The 20627-nt window shown below is 41.6% G+C and carries 16 protein-coding genes and 1 pseudogene; 15 read left to right on the top strand and 2 right to left on the bottom strand.

The genetic code is table 11. From position 1 onward, the window contains the following. The first annotated feature begins 6 nt into the window (after nt 1–6). The 9 genes and pseudogenes from DYH48_RS13030 (at nt 7) to DYH48_RS12990 (ending at nt 14208) form a co-directional block, all read left to right on the top strand. On the top strand, nt 7–1218 hold the full coding sequence (locus tag DYH48_RS13030; RefSeq protein ID WP_115336135.1) for a porin: 1212 nt from the start codon (nt 7–9) through the stop codon (nt 1216–1218). Between the two features lie 489 nt (nt 1219–1707). Further along, nucleotides 1708–4521, top strand: a pseudogene (locus DYH48_RS13025) (TonB-dependent receptor plug domain-containing protein). Nucleotides 4522–5406: 885 nt separating this feature from the next. Next, nucleotides 5407–8229 carry a TonB-dependent receptor plug domain-containing protein gene (locus DYH48_RS13020; protein ID WP_115335014.1) on the top strand — a complete coding sequence of 941 codons (2823 nt, stop codon included), beginning with the start codon at nt 5407–5409 and terminating at the stop codon, nt 8227–8229. 1024 nt (nt 8230–9253) lie between these two features. Next, entirely contained in the window at nt 9254–10036 is a 783-nt protein-coding gene (locus DYH48_RS13015) for a DUF3450 domain-containing protein (RefSeq protein ID WP_006087403.1), read from the top strand. Next, nucleotides 10036–11391, top strand: a complete 1356-nt coding sequence (locus DYH48_RS13010) for a MotA/TolQ/ExbB proton channel family protein (RefSeq protein WP_006087404.1) — start codon at nt 10036–10038, stop codon at nt 11389–11391. Before DYH48_RS13015 ends, DYH48_RS13010 begins: the two co-directional genes overlap by 1 nt. Beyond that, on the top strand, nt 11391–11918 hold the full coding sequence (locus tag DYH48_RS13005) for a MotA/TolQ/ExbB proton channel family protein (RefSeq protein ID WP_006081157.1): 528 nt from the start codon (nt 11391–11393) through the stop codon (nt 11916–11918). Before DYH48_RS13010 ends, DYH48_RS13005 begins: the two co-directional genes overlap by 1 nt. 13 nt (nt 11919–11931) lie before the next feature. Further along, complete coding sequence (locus tag DYH48_RS13000; protein WP_006081158.1) at nt 11932–12336, top strand: ExbD/TolR family protein; 405 nt, start codon at nt 11932–11934, stop codon at nt 12334–12336. Between the two features lies 1 nt (nt 12337). Continuing rightward, nucleotides 12338–12958: an energy transducer TonB gene (locus tag DYH48_RS12995; protein WP_115335013.1), complete on the top strand. Its 621-nt coding sequence runs from the start codon at nt 12338–12340 to the stop codon at nt 12956–12958. Between the two features lie 2 nt (nt 12959–12960). Then, nucleotides 12961–14208, top strand: a complete 1248-nt coding sequence (locus DYH48_RS12990) for a tetratricopeptide repeat protein (RefSeq protein ID WP_115335012.1) — start codon at nt 12961–12963, stop codon at nt 14206–14208. A 76-nt stretch (nt 14209–14284) separates the two neighbouring features. Here the strand turns inward: DYH48_RS12990 and DYH48_RS12985 are convergent, their stop codons facing one another. Next, on the bottom strand, nt 14285–14794 hold the full coding sequence (locus tag DYH48_RS12985; RefSeq protein ID WP_115335011.1) for a diguanylate cyclase domain-containing protein: 510 nt from the start codon (nt 14792–14794) through the stop codon (nt 14285–14287). 79 nt (nt 14795–14873) lie between these two features. On the opposite strand from DYH48_RS12985, the gene DYH48_RS12980 reads away from it, so the two are divergent. The 5 genes from DYH48_RS12980 (at nt 14874) to DYH48_RS12960 (ending at nt 18482) form a co-directional block, all read left to right on the top strand. Further along, entirely contained in the window at nt 14874–16703 is a 1830-nt protein-coding gene (locus tag DYH48_RS12980; RefSeq protein WP_115335010.1) for a DUF885 domain-containing protein, read from the top strand. A 170-nt stretch (nt 16704–16873) separates the two neighbouring features. Beyond that, nucleotides 16874–17152: a peptidylprolyl isomerase gene (locus DYH48_RS12975; RefSeq protein WP_006081163.1), complete on the top strand. Its 279-nt coding sequence runs from the start codon at nt 16874–16876 to the stop codon at nt 17150–17152. Nucleotides 17153–17222: 70 nt separating this feature from the next. Then, complete coding sequence (locus tag DYH48_RS12970; RefSeq protein WP_115335009.1) at nt 17223–17759, top strand: GNAT family N-acetyltransferase; 537 nt, start codon at nt 17223–17225, stop codon at nt 17757–17759. Nucleotides 17760–17833: 74 nt separating this feature from the next. Beyond that, on the top strand, nt 17834–18064 hold the full coding sequence (locus DYH48_RS12965) for an RNA-binding S4 domain-containing protein (protein ID WP_006081165.1): 231 nt from the start codon (nt 17834–17836) through the stop codon (nt 18062–18064). 22 nt (nt 18065–18086) lie between these two features. Continuing rightward, on the top strand, nt 18087–18482 hold the full coding sequence (locus DYH48_RS12960) for a ribonuclease E inhibitor RraB (protein WP_011846490.1): 396 nt from the start codon (nt 18087–18089) through the stop codon (nt 18480–18482). A 152-nt stretch (nt 18483–18634) separates the two neighbouring features. Here DYH48_RS12960 and DYH48_RS12955 read toward each other — a convergent pair whose 3' ends face one another. Beyond that, nucleotides 18635–19522, bottom strand: a complete 888-nt coding sequence (locus tag DYH48_RS12955) for a LysR family transcriptional regulator (protein WP_115335008.1) — start codon at nt 19520–19522, stop codon at nt 18635–18637. Between the two features lie 156 nt (nt 19523–19678). Here DYH48_RS12955 and DYH48_RS12950 point away from each other — a divergent pair, with 156 nt between their 5' ends. Beyond that, entirely contained in the window at nt 19679–20449 is a 771-nt protein-coding gene (locus tag DYH48_RS12950; RefSeq protein WP_115335007.1) for a TSUP family transporter, read from the top strand. Nucleotides 20450–20627 lie beyond the last annotated feature (178 nt).

Here is a 20627-nt window from a genome sequence, read left to right as displayed (position 1 = left end):
CACCAAATGAACAAGACGTTAGTAGCAACTGCGCTTGCAGCAATTTTTTTAGTACCATCAGTCTCGGCTATCGAGATCTATAAAGATAATAAAAATGCCGTAGAAATCGGTGGTTTTATTGATGCACGCGTGATCAACACTCAAGGGGAAACTGAGGTTGTTAACGGCGCATCTCGCATTAATTTTGGTTTTAATCGTGAGTTGACTGACGGTTGGAAAGCCTTTGCTAAATTAGAGTGGGGCGTAAACCCAGTTGGTAGCAGCGATATCGTCTATAACAATCGCTTCGAATCTGTTCAAGAAGAGTTCTTCTATAACCGTTTAGGTTACGCAGGTCTGTCCCATGACACTTATGGAACACTAACTATCGGTAAGCAGTGGGGTGCTTGGTACGATGTCGTTTACAACACTAACTACGGTTTTGTGTGGGACGGCAACACTGCAGGTGTTTACACTTATAACAAAGATGACGGCGCGGTAAACGGCGTGGGTCGTGGTGATAAAACGGTCCAGTATCGTAACGCCTTTGGCGATGTTAGCTTCGCAGTTCAAGCGCAGTTGAAAAACAGCAGCTTCTATACTTGTGATACCACCGATGATATTACTCAAGCTCAGTGTCAAGCGAACTGGGAAAGTGGTGATAAAGCGGCTCAACAAGTTGAGTACAACTACACTTATGGTGGCGCGCTGACCTATAAAGCCACAGATATGTTGACTCTAACTGCGGGTGTTAACCGTGGTGAGTTTGATGTGAGTTTTGGTAACGGCGAACAAACCACAGCGGTTGATCTTATCTACGGTGCAGGTATCACTTGGGGTAACTTCGATAACGATGGTTTATATGCTGCTGCAAACGTTAACAGACAAGAAAACCATGACACTGACAACATTGGTCGTTTGATCAAAGATGCCTATGGTATTGAAAGTTTAGTTTCTTACAAGTTTGACAATGGCCTACGTCCATTCATTTCTTACAACGTGCTTGATGCCGGTAAAGATTATGTTATTCAGCCTAACTTCAATGCTGATCCTAACGATGAATTCAAACGTCAGTTCTTAGTTGTCGGTTTACACTTTGTATGGGACCCAAATACAGTTCTGTACATAGAAGCACGTAAAGATTACAGCGATTTCACCAGCGCAGATAAAGACCAAGAAGCCAGAATGGCACTTTCTGAATCTGATGGCGTAGCAATCGGTATCCGTTACACGCTCTAAGTTTCAAGGTTCTTTAAAGTAAGAACCCTCTGATTTTACCAAAAAGCCAGTCAGCAATGACTGGCTTTTTTGTTTTTAAAATGATGGGCGTAGATTCGTGAGAAATTGATAATTACACTGGTAATTCATTCTTTATGCTTATTGCTTAGTTGTTTTTTTAATTTTTACAAGATTATTTCATGTCATTATAAAGTAGTATTTTTATATTTATATTTAATAATTCTCTATTTCAAATGGTAGTTCATTAGAGCATTAATACTTGGAAATTATTATATGTTGTTGATTTGTATTGTTTTTTTTGCTTGTGGCTTATGGAGAATTGTTTGTTAAATTTTATGTTTATTGGTTTTAATTTTGTTGAGTTTTAATCTTCTATGTGATTTATTGTGTTTCGAATATACATTTAAGCCAAACATTGGTGTGTATATAGCCCTATTTAGTAGGGATATAAGAAAAACATAAAAACATAATTGTCCAGGGAGATAGACAATGCATAGAAATAATATTTTGACTCACTCTATTCGTGTTGCATTGATTAGCAGTGTTGTAGCGGCAACATTTACAGCGCCAGTTGCAGTTGCAGCTGAAGATGGGGCTAAAAAAGTAGAACGCATCGAAGTAACGGGTTCTCGTATCAAACGAACTGATATGGAAGCGGCTAGTCCTGTTTTAGTGATGAATCGCGAAGAGCTTGAAGCGACAGGTATGATCAGCATCGGTGATATCTTGCAAACTATCCCTGCAGCAGGTTCTGCGCTAAACACTGCGTTTAACAACGGTGGTGATGGCTCAACTAACATGGATCTACGTAACCTAGGCGCCCAACGTTTGTTGGTGCTTGTTAATGGTAAACGCTGGATCTCATCTTTAGGTTCAACTGTAGACTTAAACACTATTCCTACATCAGCTATCGAACGTATTGAGGTACTGAAAGATGGTGCTTCTGCAGTTTATGGTTCTGATGCAATTGCCGGTGTTGTAAACATCATAACGCGTAAGAACTTTGAGGGCGTTGAAGTTTCTGTCTATGGTGGACAAAACGCGAAATATGATGATGGTCGTCAATATACGGCAGATATTACATTTGGGGCAGTTTCTGAAAAAGGTGGTTTGCTATTCAATATGAGTCATGTGACTCAGCAACCAATATGGGCCGCTGATCGTGATATTTCTGATACTGGGTATAGCTCAACTGCAGATAATACCCGCCTTCAAATAAAAGGTTCTCAACTTAATCAAGCTAACCAAGACGCATTGGATGCAATTACAACGCCTAATGGTAGTGGTATATATAATTTAATGTCAAAAGAAGGAACTGGTGTTGATGTTGGCGTTGACCAATTCAGACCACGTACTTCTGCAGACGTATATAACTTTGCTAAAGATAATTACTTGTCAACACCGCAGAATCGTAACTCATTCTATGTTCAAGGTTTTTACGATATTTCTGATAATTTGCGTGTGATTTCAGATTTTATGATGACTAATCGTAAATCTTCTCAAGAATTAGCGCCTATGCCGTTAACACTTGGAGCTTCATTTGGTGAAGCGGCAAGTCGTGTTGATATTGGGGCGAACAACATTTACAACCCATTTGGTGAAAAGCTATACGGTAGTAATGCTCGTGCTGTTGCTAATGGTGAAGCGGAAGATTATGTACCTTTTGCATTACAGCGTCGTATGGTTGAAGCGGGTTCTCGTCAATATAATCAAAACGATACTACCTATCGTGCGATGATTGGCTTAGAAGGTAATATCAACGATAACTGGACATGGAGTGCTAACTACATCTATGGACAAAATAATCAAGACGTAATGACAACAGGTTTATTAAATTTAACCCGTATCAACCAAGCACTTGGTGATAATTGTGATGCTAGCAATGGCTGTGTTGCACTGAACTTATTTGGCGGTCCTGGTACAGTTACTCAGGATATGGTTGATTACATAACTTTTGATAGCGTAAGCCGTTCTGGTTTAACCATGAAAGATTATGCATTCAATATATCAGGTGATTTATTCGATTTACCAGCGGGTGCAGTAGGCATGGCGTTAGGCCTTGAGCGTCGTGAAGAATCAGGTTTTGATACTCCAGATCCTTTAACGGTAACGGGTGAATCTTCAGGTAACCAACGTGATGCCACTTCAGGTGGTTTCCGTTTAGATGAAGCTTATGTTGAATTATCTATTCCAGTGTTAGAAAACTTACTTGTCACTCCTGCAATTCGTGTTTCAGACCATGACTCTTATGGCAATAACACTACAGGCAAAGTAGGTGTTGAATATCGTCCAATGGATGATATGTTGCTTCGTGGTACCTGGGCCTAGGGCTATCGTGCACCATCTATTTCGGATCTTTATGCAGGTAATGCAGACTCTTATCCAACATGGAACGACCCATGTAACACTCGAGATGACAAAGGAAATCCGTTAGATATTTCTGGTAAACCAGGTTGCGCTGCTGTACCAGATGGCTATCGTCAGGCTAACACCCAGATCCGGATTTCTCAAGTATCATCCCCTGATCTTAAACCCGAAACTTCAGAATCTTATACATATGGCGCAGTGTATAATCCATCATGGCTTGAAGGTGCAGAGCTAACTCTTGATTACTATAACATTAAGGTAGAAGATGCGATTGGTCGTTATGGACATACAAAGATTGCAAGAGAGTGTGCTGACGATGCCAGTTCTGACTCATGTAGTAAAATTGACCGTGATAGCTTAGGAAATATCGTTGACTTACGTAACTTCCTGCAAAACGCGGGCGAGTATAATGTTGAAGGTGTGGACTTCTTTACTGCTTATCGTTTCCCTGAAACTTCATTTGGTACATTTAAAGCATCGTTAGATGTTGCTTATGTAATTAAGAATGAATTTGATGGCGATGATCGAGTTGGTATTCAGTATGGAGATGGTGGTTTTCCTGAGTTCAAAAGTAACTTCATGGTTGATTGGGCTATGGGTGATTGGGATGCCCATTGGAAAGTACGTTTTGTAGGTAAGTTGCGTAGTGATGCTTACGAAGGGTTAACACCTGAAGATGACGATTATGTTTACTATAAAGAAAGTGGTTATAGACAGAACTTTGATTCCTATATGGTCCATAATGTTTCTGTCGGGTATAACATGGATAGTTATAACACTAAAATATCTATAGGAGTTAACAACTTATTTGCAAAAGAGCCTGAGTTTGAAGGTCCAACAAATGGACAAGCCCTTTCATTTAACAACTTCTCTGTTACAGAGTATGATGTAAATATGGATCGCTTCATCTACTTACGTGCTACAACTAAATTCTAAGATTACTTACGTTAAATGATAGAAGAAAGCCGAGCTATAATAGCTCGGCTTTCTTATTTTTATACATGCTCTGCCGCTGATGAAATTAGAGAGTAATATTTTATACTGAATGTTCATTATGGAAATTATTGATGGTAGTAAATTAATTTTAATTAATTGGATTTATAATGTTGAAAACGTACTTAATGTTTATTTAGGTTGGGAGCGCACATGCTCACATTATCTATCTTATAAATGTTGTTAGTTGTTTTAGATATGGTTTTGGCTATTTAAATTGAAGTTTTAACCTTTAACCTTGACTCATCCTCTTTGCTCCTCATTTTTTATAATTACATCCCTGTAAACTTATGCTCAGCACTCTAGTTAATCCAGAATGACAATATAAACTAGCTTTTTATGTAGTTAATTAATTTAACTCTATTAGTTAGATCCTAATAATTGAATAATTGAATAATTGAATAATTGAATAATTGAATAATTGAATGAGAGTCTATTTTTGCTTTGAGAAAGTGTTTTTCACATGGATATAATATTTCTCAATGCGCTAAATTTACTCGACAACTACGGGCTTGCCTTGCGTAGTGTAAAGGACTTATTTTTCCTACTTACCTCCCTCCTTGCGATTCGCTGATTGTTTTCTTTAAATCATAACACTATGTTTTAATTTGATTATTTTGTTTGGTGGTTGTGTTTCGTTGCCAGTTTGCGGATAAAGTTACTGCAACTAATGTTGTATTTGTTGATTTTATGTTTTTCATATGTTTCTATTGGTGCGTTGGTGTGTTTGGGTTGTTGGTTTTATTGAGTCACCAGTCCATTTAACACCTAACTACCTTTATAGCAAGGTAGAAAATAAAAAATAATGATTATCCAGGGAGATAGACAATGTATAAGAACAATTTCTTAGCTAACTCAGTTCGCTTTGCCTTAATTGGTGGCGTTACCTTTGCAGCTTTTAACGCGTCAATCGCTGTTGCTGCTGAAGATGGAGCTAAAAAAGTAGAACGCATCGAAGTAACGGGTTCTCGTATCAAACGAACTGATATGGAAGCGGCTAGTCCTGTTTTAGTGATGAATCGCGAAGAGCTTGAAGCGACAGGTATGATCAGCATCGGTGATATCTTGCAAACTATCCCTGCAGCAGGTTCTGCGCTAAACACTGCGTTTAACAACGGTGGTGATGGCTCAACTAACATGGATCTACGTAACCTAGGCGCCCAACGTTTGTTGGTGCTTGTTAATGGTAAACGCTGGATCTCATCTTTAGGTTCAACTGTAGACTTAAACACTATTCCTACATCAGCTATCGAACGTATTGAGGTACTGAAAGATGGTGCTTCTGCAGTTTATGGTTCTGATGCAATTGCCGGTGTTGTAAACATCATAACGCGTAAGAACTTTGAGGGCGTTGAAGTTTCTGTCTATGGTGGACAAAACGCGAAATATGATGATGGTCGTCAATATACGGCAGATATTACATTTGGGGCAGTTTCTGAAAAAGGTGGTTTGCTATTCAATATGAGTCATGTGACTCAGCAGCCAATATGGGCAGGAGACCGCGATATATCTGCTACTGGGTATAGCTCAACTGCAGATAATACCCGCCTTCAAATAAAAGGTTCCCAGCTTAATCAAGCTAATGAGGATTCCTTGGCTGCACTAGCTACACCAAACCCTAATGGTATATATAATTTAATGGTGAAGGAGGGGACAGGTGTTGATGTAGGTCCTGATCAGTTCCGTCCTCGCACTTCTGCAGACGTTTATAACTACGCGCCAGATAACTATTTATCAACACCGCAAAATCGTAACTCATTCTATGTTCAAGGTTTTTACGATATTTCTGATAATTTGCGTGTGATTTCAGATTTTATGATGACTAATCGTAAATCTTCTCAAGAATTAGCGCCTATGCCGTTAACACTTGGAGCTTCATTTGGAGAAGCGGCAAGTCGTGTTGATATTGGGGCAAACAACATTTACAACCCATTTGGTGAAAAGCTATACGGTAGTAATGCTCGTGCTGTTGCTAATGGTGAAGCGGAAGATTATGTACCTTTTGCATTACAGCGTCGTATGATTGAAGCGGGTTCTCGTCAATATAATCAAAACGATACTACCTATCGTGCGATGATTGGCTTAGAAGGTAATATCAACGATAACTGGACATGGAGTGCTAACTACATCTATGGACAAAATAATCAAGATGTAATGACAACAGGTTTATTAAATTTAACCCGTATCAACCAAGCACTTGGTGATAATTGTGATGCTAGCAATGGCTGTGTTGCACTGAACTTATTTGGCGGTCCTGGTACAGTTACTCAGGATATGGTTGATTACATAACTTTTGATAGCGTAAGCCGTTCTGGTTTAACCATGAAAGATTATGCATTCAATATATCAGGTGATTTATTCGATTTACCAGCGGGTGCAGTAGGCATGGCATTAGGCCTTGAGCGTCGTGAAGAATCAGGTTTTGATACTCCAGATCCTTTAACGGTAACGGGTGAATCTTCAGGTAACCAACGTGATGCCACTTCAGGTGGTTTCCGTTTAGATGAAGCATATGTTGAATTATCTATTCCAGTGTTAGAAAACTTACTTGTCACTCCTGCAATTCGTGTTTCAGACCATGATTCTTACGGTAATAACACTACAGGCAAAGTAGGTGTTGAATATCGTCCAATGGATGATATGTTGCTTCGTGGTACCTGGGCCCAGGGCTATCGTGCACCATCTATTTCGGATCTTTATGCAGGTAATGCAGACTCTTATCCAACTTGGACAGATCCATGTAACACTCGAGATGACAAAGGAAATCCGTTAGATATTTCTGGTAAACCAGGTTGCGCTGCTGTACCAGATGGCTATCGTCAGGCTAATACCCAGATCCGGATTTCTCAAGTATCATCCCCTGATCTTAAACCGGAAACATCAGAATCTTACACATACGGTCTTGTATATAACCCATCTTGGCTTGAAGGTGCTGAGGTCACATTAGATTATTACAATATTAAAGTTAAAGATGCAATTGCTCGTTATGGTCATCTTGATATTGCAAGAGAGTGTGCTGACGATGCCAGTTCTGACTCATGTAGTAAAATTGACCGTGATAGCTTAGGAAATATCGTTGACTTACGTAACTTCCTGCAAAACGCGGGCGAGTATAATGTTGAAGGTGTGGACTTCTTTACTGCTTATCGTTTCCCTGAAACTTCATTTGGTACATTTAAAACATCGTTAGATGTTGCTTATGTAATTAAAAATGAATTTGATGGCAATGATCGTGTAGGTGTTCAGACAGGTGATGGTGGTTTCCCTGAGTTTAAAGCAAACTTCATGGTTGATTGGGCTATGGGTGATTGGGATGCCCATTGGAAAGTGCGCTATGTTGGACAACTAAATAATGACTATTATACTGGCCTAACAAACTCTACTGATGATCAGGAATACTATGATTATCTAAAAGATAGCGGCTTTAGAGAGACGATTGATCCGTATATGGTTCATAACGTATCGGTGGGTTACAACATCGACGGGTATAATACTAAAATTTCTTTAGGGATTAATAACCTGTTCGCTAAAAAACCACAGGCTGAAGGTCCAACTAACAACGAAGCAATTTCAACGAATAACTTCTCAGTTACTGAATATGATGTAAATATGGATCGTTTCATCTACTTGCGCGCTACTACTAAGTTCTAATGTTGAGCACATAAATCGAAAGCCGAGCTTTAAACCGCTCGGCTTTTTACATTTTAAAATAAATAGATAGATAAATTTATTTATTTTTGGTTAATGCTTGGTGGATATTAATGTGCTCTTAGACTAGGTTTGTCCGTAATTTAGTATGTCATTTTCCCCTTGTTTATAGGGAGATGTTTTCTTCTTATGTACAGAAATTGATGTTTTATGTATTTAGCTGCACCTTTAGTTAGTAAATACACATTAGCTGTTGTGCCGCCGTAAGTAATTGAGTTACTACGTGTGGGTAAAAATGGCCTCTAGACCATCCAAATTAACTACAATCGAAATGGTGCCACTTCCACCTTGATGGAGGGGGCTCATCATGAACTATTTAAACATTATTCAACTAGGTGTGAAAATTTATTTCAGTACTTATTTAGATAATAAGATGAGAGTTTGGCTAATCTGGCAGTAATAGTAGACTTATTAATTTCAATGAATGGAGCCAATCTCTATTGAATATCTTATGTGAGTGCTTTTGATTGCTTACTATCTATGATGCAGCTCAGATGTTCTTACTCTATCAGTAGATTTTTACCTATAGAAGTGAATGATGTAAAGAGCATCAACTTGAGTCGGTTTCATGTTGAAAAATGTTAATTAATATGAGTAAGAGGTATAACATTAACTTGGATATATTGCTATGATTTCATTGGGTTTAATTTTAAACTGCATTTGTTTCCTCTAAAAGTTGTAACCCTAAAGACTCATTTTTGTGTAAAAAAAAACCTTTCGTAAAATTTTTTATCATTAGCGCTTCTTTACACTAGTTTTTAGTCGCCCGAAATGTTGACACAGGTCAACATTTTGTGAAATGATGCCAGCGGGTCTATGCCTGTAAGGGCGTAGGAAAGGGAAGAAAAAACTAAGAATCACAAGAGAAAGACGAACTTACAGTAATTTTTTCGGCGAGCATTTATTGCTTCTCGTTTTGTTGCTGGTAAGTTAAACCTTTTTATTCACTTCAAATTGGTTGGGAACTATGTCCAAGGTAAGCAATAGAACAAAAATCGCTACTGCACTTGTTGGCGTGCTGGCATTAGCGAGCAGCAACTTCGTTGTTGCAGATCCTCTTACCGACGTGCAGAAAGCGGATAGTATGATCCATGCTGATGCTGCTGCGTCGCAAAAGAACGTTGATAAGTATTTCGATCAAGCACAAGACATGCTCTTTGAGTATGGTTCTGTCGCTGATGAGCGCGAATCACTGAAATCATATAACGATTACGTTGCCAGCTTAGTCGCTGATCAACAAAAGACAATGGACTCAGTGCAAGGTGACATCAATGGTGTTGATAAACTTCGCCAAGGCGTAGTGCCATTAATGTTTAAAATGGTTGAGTCGTTAGAACAGTTTGTTCAATTAGATTTACCTTTCAACTCTGAAGTACGTACTAATCGTGTTAATGAGCTGAAAAACCTTCTTAACACTGCTGAAGTGACCTTAGCCGAAAAATACCGTTTAATTCTTGATGCTTATAGCATCGAGCGTGAATATGGTAGTGCGGTTGCTGTTAACCAAGGTAAGTTAAACCTAGATGGCAAAGAAGTGTTAGTTGACTTTTTTAACTTAGGTCGTGTTGCTCTTTATGCACAGAGTTTAGATCAAAAGACTGGCTGGATGTACAACCCAGAATCTAAGGGTTGGGACAAGTTAGATGACAGCTATTTGCGTGAACTGACTAAAGGTATCCGCATTGCCCGTAAACAAGGTGCTCTAGATCTATTTGCGTTACCAATTCCTGCTGCGGAGACTGCACAATAATGAAGAAGTTAATTACTACAGCTGTGTTGGCTGCAAGTTTCTCTTTAACTGCTGGTATGGCTAGCGCTGCAGATGCGCCTAAGTCGATTGACCAATTATTGCAACAAGTTAAAGTTGAACGCGCTGCAGAAGGCAAAATCAACAGCAAACGCGAGCAAGAATTCCAAGCAGAACGTGGTGATAAAGCTGCACTGTTAAAGCGTGAAAAAGATGCTTTAGCTGCTGAAAAACAACGTGGCAAAGATTTAAACCAAGCGTTCTTGGATAACGAGCGTAAAATTGCTCAGTTAGAAGAAGATCTGAAAACTGCTCAAGGTGACTTGGGTGAAATGTTTGGTGTGGTTAAAGGTGAAGCCGGTGATTTCGCGGGTAAACTGGCAAGCTCAAACATCAGTGCTCAATACCCAAATCGTGATAAATTCATCGCTGATTTAGGTGCGCGTAAACAATTACCTAAAATTGAAGAACTAGAGCAATTCTGGCAAGAACAGCTGTTTGAAATGGCTGAGTCTGGCAAGGTTGTTAAGTTTGAAGGTTCTGTTACTGGTATCGACGGAAGCGTTAAAACAACGACTATCCATCGTGTTGGTGCTTACAACTTAACAGCCGATGGCAAATACGTTGTTTATAACCCTGAGTTAGGTTTAATTCAGCAGTTATCTCAACAACCAGAAGGTTACCAAGTTAGCGCGGTTGCTGACTGGGAAAAAATCACTTCAGGTACTGCACCATTTTATGTTGACCCTGCACGCGGTGTACTGCTAAACATCTTCACTAACAAAGCTAGCTTTGAAGACCGTTTAGAAGCCGGTGGTACTATCGGTTACATCATTATTGCTCTGTTAGCACTGGGTTTATTAATCTCTATCGAACGTCTTGTCACTATGACTATCATTGGCGCTCGCGTTAATAGCCAACGTAAGAACGTCGATAAGCCTGGTAACAACGCTTTAGGTCGTATCTTAAAAGTTTACCAAGAAAACAAAGACGTTGATGTTGAAACGTTAGAGTTGAAACTTGATGAAGCGATTCTGAAAGAAACTCCAGCATTAGAAGCGCGTATTTCAATCATTAAAGTACTGGCCGCTATCGCACCTATGATGGGTCTATTAGGTACAGTAACGGGTATGATTGCAACCTTCCAAAGTATCCAATTATTTGGTACTGGCGATCCAAAACTGATGGCGGGCGGTATTTCTATGGCGCTTATCACTACAGTTCAAGGTCTGGTTGCTGCACTACCGTTAATGTTAATGCATGCAGTTGTTGTTGCGCGTAGCAAGTCAATCGTTCAGATCCTTGAAGAGCAAAGTGCTGGTATCATCGCAGCACATGCTGAGAAGAGGGCTGACTAATGATGCTATACCTGATGGACATTTGGGATTCCGTCAGGGGCTTCATGGCCTCCGGAGGCGACGTACTCTGGCTTGTAGCGGCTGTTCTGTTCTTAATGTGGGTATTGATGCTTGAGCGTTATTGGTATCTTAATTGGATATCACCAAAGCAACATAAAGCAATCATAGCTGCATGGGACGCCAGAGAGGAAACGACCTCTTGGTATGCACACCGTATCCGTGAAGCTTGGATGTCCCAAGCGAAGCAAGATTTGAATGCACGTATGCTGATTATTAAAACCTTAGTGGCGATTTGTCCAATGATAGGTTTGTTAGGTACCGTAACCGGTATGATTTCAGTGTTCGATGTGATGGCAGTTCAGGGGACGAGTAATGCTCGTTTGATGGCGGCTGGTATTTCAATGGCGACTATGCCTACGATGGCAGGTATGGTTGCAGCATTATCGGGAGTGTTCTTCAGTACTCGCCTTGATGCAAAAATGAAGATCAGTTTAGAAAAGCTAAAAGACAGCATGCCGCACCACTAGAGAGAGATTGAACATGGCACGTAAAAAGCATTCCAGTATAGATGAGGAAGCGCAAATTGATATGACACCGATGCTCGACATCGTGTTCATCATGCTAATCTTCTTCATTGTAACAACGTCATTCGTGAAACCATCTGGTTTGGACTATAACAAACCAAAAGCTTCACAAGCGACTTCAAAGCCTTCGGCGAACATCTTTATCGGCGTCAGCAAAACGGGCGTGATCATGATGGAAAACCGTCAGGTTGATATCGAACGTGTAACTGCAAACGTTGAACGTATGCTGGCTGAAGCTCCTGAAGCTGCTGTATTGATTCAGGCTGATAAAGACGCAATGCACGGCTTAGTTGTTAAAGTTCTAGACCAAGTGAAAGCGGCTGGTATAGATAAAATTTCGGTATCTGCGGGGAACGATTAATATGCTAAGAGCACTAGTATCGATCATTATTGGTGCTGCTGTGACTTTTGGTCTGTTCGCTTTTATGGCGTTCTTGGTCGGTGGCGGCGCACAGCGCGGCGAAACATCGGCTGAGACCCCTGTAATTGAAATCACTATGGATAGACAGGATTCAAAAGCACAGAATAAGCCAAGGGTAGTGCCTAAGCCACCACCACCACCAGAGCAACCACAGAAGCCTGATACAACGCCACCTGATTCATCAAGTAATATTGATACATCAATGTCGTTCAATATGGGCGGTGTAGAAGCTGGCGGTGCAAGTACTGGTTTCAAATTAGGCAATATGATGACTCGCGATGGTGATGCTACGCCTATCGTTCGTATCGAACCTCAGTATCCAATTGCTGCGGCGCGTGATGGTAAAGAAGGTTGGGTACAACTTCGTTTCACCATCAACGAACTCGGTGGTATCGATGACGTTGAAGTTATTCAAGCAGAGCCAAAGCGTTTATTTGATAAAGAAGCGATTCGCGCACTGAAGAAGTGGAAGTACAAGCCAAAGATTGTTGATGGCAAGCCACTGAAGCAACCTGTTCAGACAGTTCAGCTGGACTTTACCTTAGATAAGGGAGGCAAATAACGATGCGTAATGTTAATAAAATCGCAGCTCTATTATTGCTTTCTGTTTGTGGCGGGACATTAACACTTTCTTCTGCGGTAGCGGAAGAAAAGTGTCCTATAGACAAACGTCAATCTAAAGCGGTAGGCGAAGGCGCAGCGAAGAAAGTTCAAAAGTCGTTCGAAGCTTATACTAATGGCCAGTTAGATGAAGCCATTGCTATTTTGCTCGAAGCTAATGCTAAGAACGACTTCGATAAGGCTTATGTTGCACGCATGTTAGGTAACTTTTATGCCGAAAAAGGCAAAATGGATACTGCGATCAAGTACCTAAAACAAGCTGTTGAAGCTGATATTTTAGGTGGCACAGATCATGCTGCAACTATGCGTCTTTATGCGGATTTGCTGTTACAAGAGAAGAAGTTTAAGGAAGCGATTCCTTACTACTACAAGTGGATGGAATTCACTTGTAAATCTGACTCTCAAATATACCGTCGTATTGGTATTGCATATTCAGAGCTAAAACAGTGGGATAAAGTGATTGAAGTGGCCGATAAAGGTCTTTCATTAGCTGAAGCTCCTGATAAAGGTCTGTATCAGATGAAACTGACAGCTTACTTCAACCAGAAGAAGTATAAGAAAGCTGTTGGTGTGTTAGAAGTCATGGTGCCATTATTCCCTGAAGACGGCAGACTGTGGGTTCAATTAGCACAGTTTTATTTGATGGTTGAAGACTATGACAAGTCTCTTGCTACTTACGATTTAGCCTATAGAAATGGTTTCTTGGATAGCGCGGGTAACATTACCCGTTTAGCACAGTTGATGGCACAGAAAGGTGCTCCATATCAAGCTGCTAAAGTGTATCAGAAACATATGAAATCAGGCTTGATTGCTGAGGATGCTAAGTCCTTAGAGATTTTGGCTGGTTTCTATCAAAATGCTAAAGAGTTTAAGCAAGCAGCTGATTATTATGGTAAAGCTGCCGCTATAAGCAAGGATGGTAAGACTTACCTGAAACAAGGTCGCTTACTCAACTTGGATGAACAATACACTGCTGCGATCCCTGTGCTTGAAAAAGCCATATCCATGGGCATTGATCATCCTGGCGAAGCAAACTTCGAATTAGCTTTAGCTCATTTAAGTTTGAAACAGTACAAGTCAGCTTATAACCGTGCAGTATTAGCTGCTAATGATAAGAAGACTGAGAAGAGTGCAAATAGCTATATCTCTTATATCAAAGAGAAAGCACGTATGCATAACATCACACTGTAATCGCTTGGCAGTTTAGCGTTTGAATTTGAAAGCCCCGAAAGGGGCTTTTTCTTTGGTACTAATTTACAACACAAGCTTACTGTAAGCGGATTAAGGCTTGCGATTGATCATGGCTTTTTTCAAGATCTTGTGAAAGTTGGCTGACATTACTGAAGAGTGACTCGATTTTGTTTTCTTGCGTCGGTAAGCAAATGCAGGCAGCAAGTTTATAATCGATTGTCAGCTTATGATTTTTACCAAAATCTTGGTTAAAGTCAGATATTTGGTGCTCTATTCGCTTTAAGACTACCTCAGTTCCCACCTCATCTATGTTGAATAAACCCAGCGCAAAGTGATTATGATCAAGCCTCGCAATCATATCTGTTGCTCTTAATAGTGCTTCCTGCACTTGTTTGGTAAAGAATTCGAGTAAATGGGGTTGTTTGACGGTTTCATGAATGTGAGGGCACAGATACAATAGTGCCAAGCTTTGGTGTTCTCTCATGTGACGATGCCATTCTCGGTTGAATACTTCCATGAAATAGGTTTGGTTATAGACTCCAGTTTCTGGATCCCTGAAACCTGAGTTGCGGAACGAGTAGATCATAGATTAACTCCGATAGCAGACCTTGAACTAAGTATAGAAACAGTTCTGCAATAGCGGGCCAAAAAGGAGAAATATTAAAATGAAATTGGGTTTATTGGCAGGATCGATAGCGTTAATCTTCACCCTTCAAGGTTGTTCTAAGCCTGAAGCCACTGCAGTTCAAGAAAACAGCCAAGCTAATGCAGTTGCAGATCAGGGCGAAACACAAACGGCCGAGCAGCGTTATTTAGCGCTTGTGGATGCTTATTTTAAAGATTACCTAAAGCTTGAGCCCATCTACGCCACCTTTGTCGGCGTTAATGACTATAACGCCGATTTTGGCGGGGATCTAACCGAAGATTACCTCAAGGCTCGCCACGATCTTAATACTCACTATTTAGCTCAGGTGCGCGCGATAGATCCAAAGCAACTGCCCGCTGATTTACAGTTAAGTTATGACCTGTTTGTCTATGACCGTGATATGGCGTTAGTGGACGAAACTTTCCCATCTCGCTTTATGCCGATAAGCCAGTTCTATAGTACTGTTATTACCATGGTGCAGTTGGGAAGTGGCGAGAGTGCACAACCTTTTAATACTGTTCAAGATTATCGTAATTGGGAACAGAGAGTCGATGGTTTCATCAAGTGGGTAGCACTTGCTGAAAATCGGATGAATCAAGGCATTGAAAGTAAAGTGGTGTTACCTCGGGTGTTGGTAGAGCGCATTATTCCCCAGTTAGACGCTATGCTAACGACTGATGCGACTCAGAGCATTTTCTACTCGCCCATTCAGCATTTCCCTGAGAGTTTTTCTGAGCAAGATAAAGCGGAATTGACAGCTCGTTATCAAGCCATGATAGCCGAACGTATCGTGCCAGCGTTGACGGACTTGCGTGATTACTTTAAGCAAACCTATTTACCTAAATCGCGGGCGACTGATGGTTGGTCTGGTTTACCTAACGGCAAAGCTTGGTATCAGCATCTGGCTAACTCACATACGACCACCACTATGTCTGTGGATGAAATTCATCAAATTGGCTTAAGTGAAGTGGCGCGAATTTTATCTGAGATGGATAAGGTACGTGAGCAAGTCGGTTTTAAGGGCGATTTGAAAGCATTTTTCGCTTCTTTATCTTCCGAACCTCAGTATTTCTACAATGATCGTCAAGGTTTGATTGATGGTTATATGGTGTTGAAAGATAAAATCAATCAAGTGCTGCCTAACTACTTTAATGTGATGCCAAAAGCTGATTACGTGGTTAAGCCGGTTGAAAGTTTCAGAGAACAATCTGCGGCGGGTGCTTCTTACGAATCGCCAGCTGTGGATGGTAGTCGTCCAGGCGTGTTCTATATCAACACTTATAACCTCAAGGCGCAACCAAAGTGGGGAATGACGACCTTATCTTTACACGAGGCTGCTCCTGGGCATCATTTTCAAATTGCGATCAAGCAAGAGCTAACCGGTGTGCCTGAGTTCCAGCGTTTCAGTGGTTATACGGCTTTCGAGGAAGGTTGGGCACTTTATGCTGAGTACTTAGGTATTGAGATGGGCTTGTTTACGGATCCTTATCAGTATTTTGGCAAGCTTTCCGATGAAATGCTGCGTGCGATGCGCTTAGTGGTGGATACTGGTCTTCATTCAAAAGGCTGGAGTCGTGAACAAGCGATTCAGTACATGAAAGACAACTCGCCGATGGCTGAAAGTGACATAGTTGCTGAAGTGGAGCGCTATATGGCGATCCCTGGTCAAGCTTTGTCTTACAAAGTCGGTCAGCTGAAGATCCTGGCACTGCGCGCCCGCGCTGAAAAAGCCTTGGGTGATAAATTTGATTTAAAAGCGTTCCACGATCAAATCCTCACATCAGGTTCATTACCTATGGCGGTCATGGAGAACAAAATCGATCGTTGGATAGCGTCTAAACAGGCTTAGCCCGTAATATGCCGTTATTTGACTTTGATGTGAATGACGGCATTTTAAGACTTTTTTATTCAACAGAAAGTTTTTATACTGTTGATTCAAAACCTGTTAAAACGGATGTTTTAATGGGAATTCAATGATATTTGGGGCAAATGTCTCATGATCCTCACAGGAGTTTTACTATGGTCCAGGCAACAGCAAGACATTTGTTAGTCAGCAGCGAAGAACAATGCCAAGCGCTGAAACAGCAAATATTGGAAGGCGCTGATTTCGCTCAAATTGCTCGCGCGCACTCTTCTTGCCCATCAGGTGCCCAAGGCGGCGAATTGGGTTCATTCGGTCCTGGTATGATGGTGAGAGAGTTTGATGAAGTCGTCTTCAGCGCGCCATTAAACGAAGTTCAAGGTCCTGTCAAAACGCAGTTTGGTTTTCATTTGCTTGAAGTGACCAGCCGCGCATAAGTTTTACAGCTTATTTGATACGGCAGCGTTTGCTGCCGTTTTTGTTTTATCTGCTCATCACGGAGTCACTATGCTGGAACTCTATACCGATAGATTGAAACTCAGGAGCTTACAAGACAGCGATTGGGAACATTTTTATGCGTTGCACAGCGATCCTGAGATTAATCGCTATGTGCGAGTTCCTGAGTCGCAAGAGGTGATCCGCAGTAAGTTTCAGCAGCGCTCCGATACTTGGTTTTACGGTTCTGGCGATTGGCTCACCTTAGTGATTGAGACCGTCGATACAGGGCAATTTGTCGGGTTAACAGGTCTTTATTGCCAAAGCCTTGATGAGCAGCGTGCCGAAGTGGGTTACTTGCTGGCCGCAGAGGGCCACGGCAAAGGTTATGCGACTGAGAGCTTAACGGCGGTTATTGATTGGGCCTGCTTAAGTTTTAATGTGCATAAATTTGTTGGTCATTGCGCCAAAGATAATCATGCATCGGCGCGGGTTCTTGAAAAGTGTGGCTTCAGGCTTGAAGGTTTACTCAGGCAGCAATTCAAAATGGGTGAAAACTGGCTCGATGAATCGGTCTTCGGTTTACTCGCCGATGAAAGACGTCTCTAGCCAAATTATCTTCAGCGGATTTTGTGCGGTGCTGGTATAATGCCGCAGGTTTATTTTTAGAAGGCGTGTATTAAGTGGCGCAAATTAATCAATTGGCTTTGCATTCTGGCGAAGATTTCATTGAATTGTACAAAGTATTAAAAGTGCAGGGCATGAGCAATGCCGGCGGCGAAGCCAAGCATTTTATCGAGGAAGGTCAAGTCACAGTGAATGGTGAAGTTGAAACTCGTAAGCGTAAAAAAATTATTGCGGGCGATATCGTCAGCTTTAATGGTGAATCAGTTCAAATCATTGCGGCAGAATAAGCCTGAAACAGTGGAGCAAGATATGCAATTTCCAGATGATGACAATGGTAAAATGCTGGCCGCAATGGCTGAAGCAGGAATCGATTTAACTAAAGAGTTAGATGTTGATTTCTTTTTGGTTTTTGATGACCAACGTGATGCTGAAACGGCGTTAGAAGAACTCACAAATTCTGACTTGCAAGGCGAGCTTGAGCTGAATCTTAATGATGAGCTAGGCAAGTGGGAAATCATTGTTTGCCTCAATATGGTACCTGATTACGATACTTTGGTTGAGCAAGAAGTCATGTTGAATGATTTTGCCGCCGAATTCGGTGGTATGACCGACGGTTGGGGCGTAATGCAACACCAAGACGGTGATGACGAGTTTATGGAAGATGATGACCATGAGCATGTTCACGGTGCTCATTGCAATCACTGATGCTGATTTGCTTTGACCTTTGAGTCTAAAAAACCACCTTCTTGGTGGTTTTTTATTGCCGTTTTTCTGGCCTGTTTGCAGCACTCAATAGCTTTATTTAGCACATATAGCGTTATCGCACTTTGCTGAAACTGTGACATTCCAAATGTTGTTTAGTGGCGATAAGGGGCAAACACTTCTAATAACCAGTCGATAAAGGCTTGGGCTTTTAACGGCAAGCTAGGGGATTTGGGTGTGAGCAGGTAATAGCGATAGGGGCTGATGAAAGGGGCGTCGAAGGGGATGACCAAGCTGCCGTTTGCCAATTGCTCTTCGATAAAAAATCGCGGAATAAGCGCTGCCCCCATGCCACTGGCGGCGGCTTGGCTGAGCATGTAGAAATGCTCAACGCCAAAGGTTTGTGCTTGAGTGAGTGTTAAGCCCACTTTTTCTGCCCAATATTCCCACAGTTCGGGTCTTGTAGTGTGTTTCAGTAAGGTGACGTGATTGATATCTTCGATATTTTGCAGTTTTGGCGCTAACGAAGGCGCGCAAACCAAACACAAATCCTCATCCATCAGTTTGATATAATTCGCGCCCTTAGGAATAGCTGTGCAGCTGCGAATCGCAATATCATAACGGCCTTGGCTAAAGTCCACGGCAAAGTCACCAATCGACAAATCGACATAAAGGTGCGGATGGCGGGACTTAAACTGCTCCATTCTCGGAATGAGCCAATTAATGGTTAAGCTTGGCAGCACATTGATGGCTAAGGTTTGTGGCTTAGAGGGCTGGCGGCGTAGGTCACTCGTTGCACTTGACAGGGTTTGCAGCGCGGCTTGGACATGGGGCAAATAGCGCTTGGCTTCATCGGTTAAACTGACTTTTTTATGTAAGCGCACAAAAAGCGCAAAACCCAAATAATCCTCTAATACTCTGATTTGTTTGCTGACTGCACCATGGGTGACATGTAACTCCTTGCTGGCTAATGTCATGCTCTGCAAGCGTGCAGCCGCTTCAAAAGCACGGAGGGAATTAAGTGGTGGCAGTTCGGTCAACATTTGATGTCCTACAGTTGGGTAATTAGAACAGGATTACAGATTTGTGTGAGTTTAACTCACGCAATGACGACAATAACTCCTTTGCGTTTATTTGGCAAACGCAGTCTAATGCCTAGCAATCACTCCCTTTTTTTATCAGAAGAATAATAAATCATTATGGAATTTGAACTGACGCTACAAATCGCTGCGATACTTTTTGCCGTCGCTATGGTGGCAGGTTTTATCGACGCTATCGCCGGTGGCGGTGGCTTGTTGACGATTCCTGCACTCATGTGGGCAGGCTTGCCGCCTGCGGTTGCCTTGGGCACAAATAAGCTGCAGGCCTGTGGCGGCAGTTTTTTTGCGAGCTTGTACTTTGTCCGTAAAGGACTCGTGGATCTTAAATCCGTAAAGTTAGCCTTGATCTGTGCGTTCATCGGCGCTGCATTGGGCACTATTCTCGTTCAACTCGTCGATACCAAAGTGCTGGAATTGATGTTGCCATTTTTGATTTTGGCAATTGGTTGTTACTTCTTATTTTCGAAAAAGATTTCTGAAGACGATAAGCATCAAGTACTGACACCTACCGCGTTTGCGTTCACTGCCGCGTTAGGTGTGGGATTGTACGATGGTTTTTTTGGTCCTGGCACTGGCAGCTTTTTTGCGCTGGCGTTTGTATCGTTAGCAGGTTTTGGTTTGGCTAAGGCTACGGCTCACGCGAAACTACTTAATTTCTCAACCAACATAGCTTCGCTGATTTTCTTCGCCTTGGGCGGCAAAGTGATTTGGTTATTGGGGGTGGTCATGCTCGCAGGACAAGCGATTGGCGCAACTTTGGGCTCTCGTCTGGTTGTGACTAAAGGCACGAAAATTATCAAGCCACTGGTCGTGACTATGTCCCTTGCCATGAGCTTTAAACTCCTCGCAACGCAATATCACTTATTCTAATTGATTGTTTCTTATCAATAAGCGCAGCCTTAAACGGCGGATTAGTTAATCTTAGCGCGTAAGCTTAAGTTATTTTATTTTTATCTTATCTGAGTGACGTTCACCTTGGCTCATAAGTTTAGCTGAGGTGGATATCGCTTAGAATATCCTCTAAAGAGGATCGCAACGCCTCTTCCTA

The sequence above is a fragment of the Shewanella baltica genome (genome assembly GCF_900456975.1).
GTDB classification, from domain to species: Bacteria; Pseudomonadota; Gammaproteobacteria; order Enterobacterales; family Shewanellaceae; genus Shewanella; species Shewanella baltica.
Note: the sequence above shows the minus strand (reverse complement) of the source record. Positions and strands in the feature narration are given on the sequence as shown.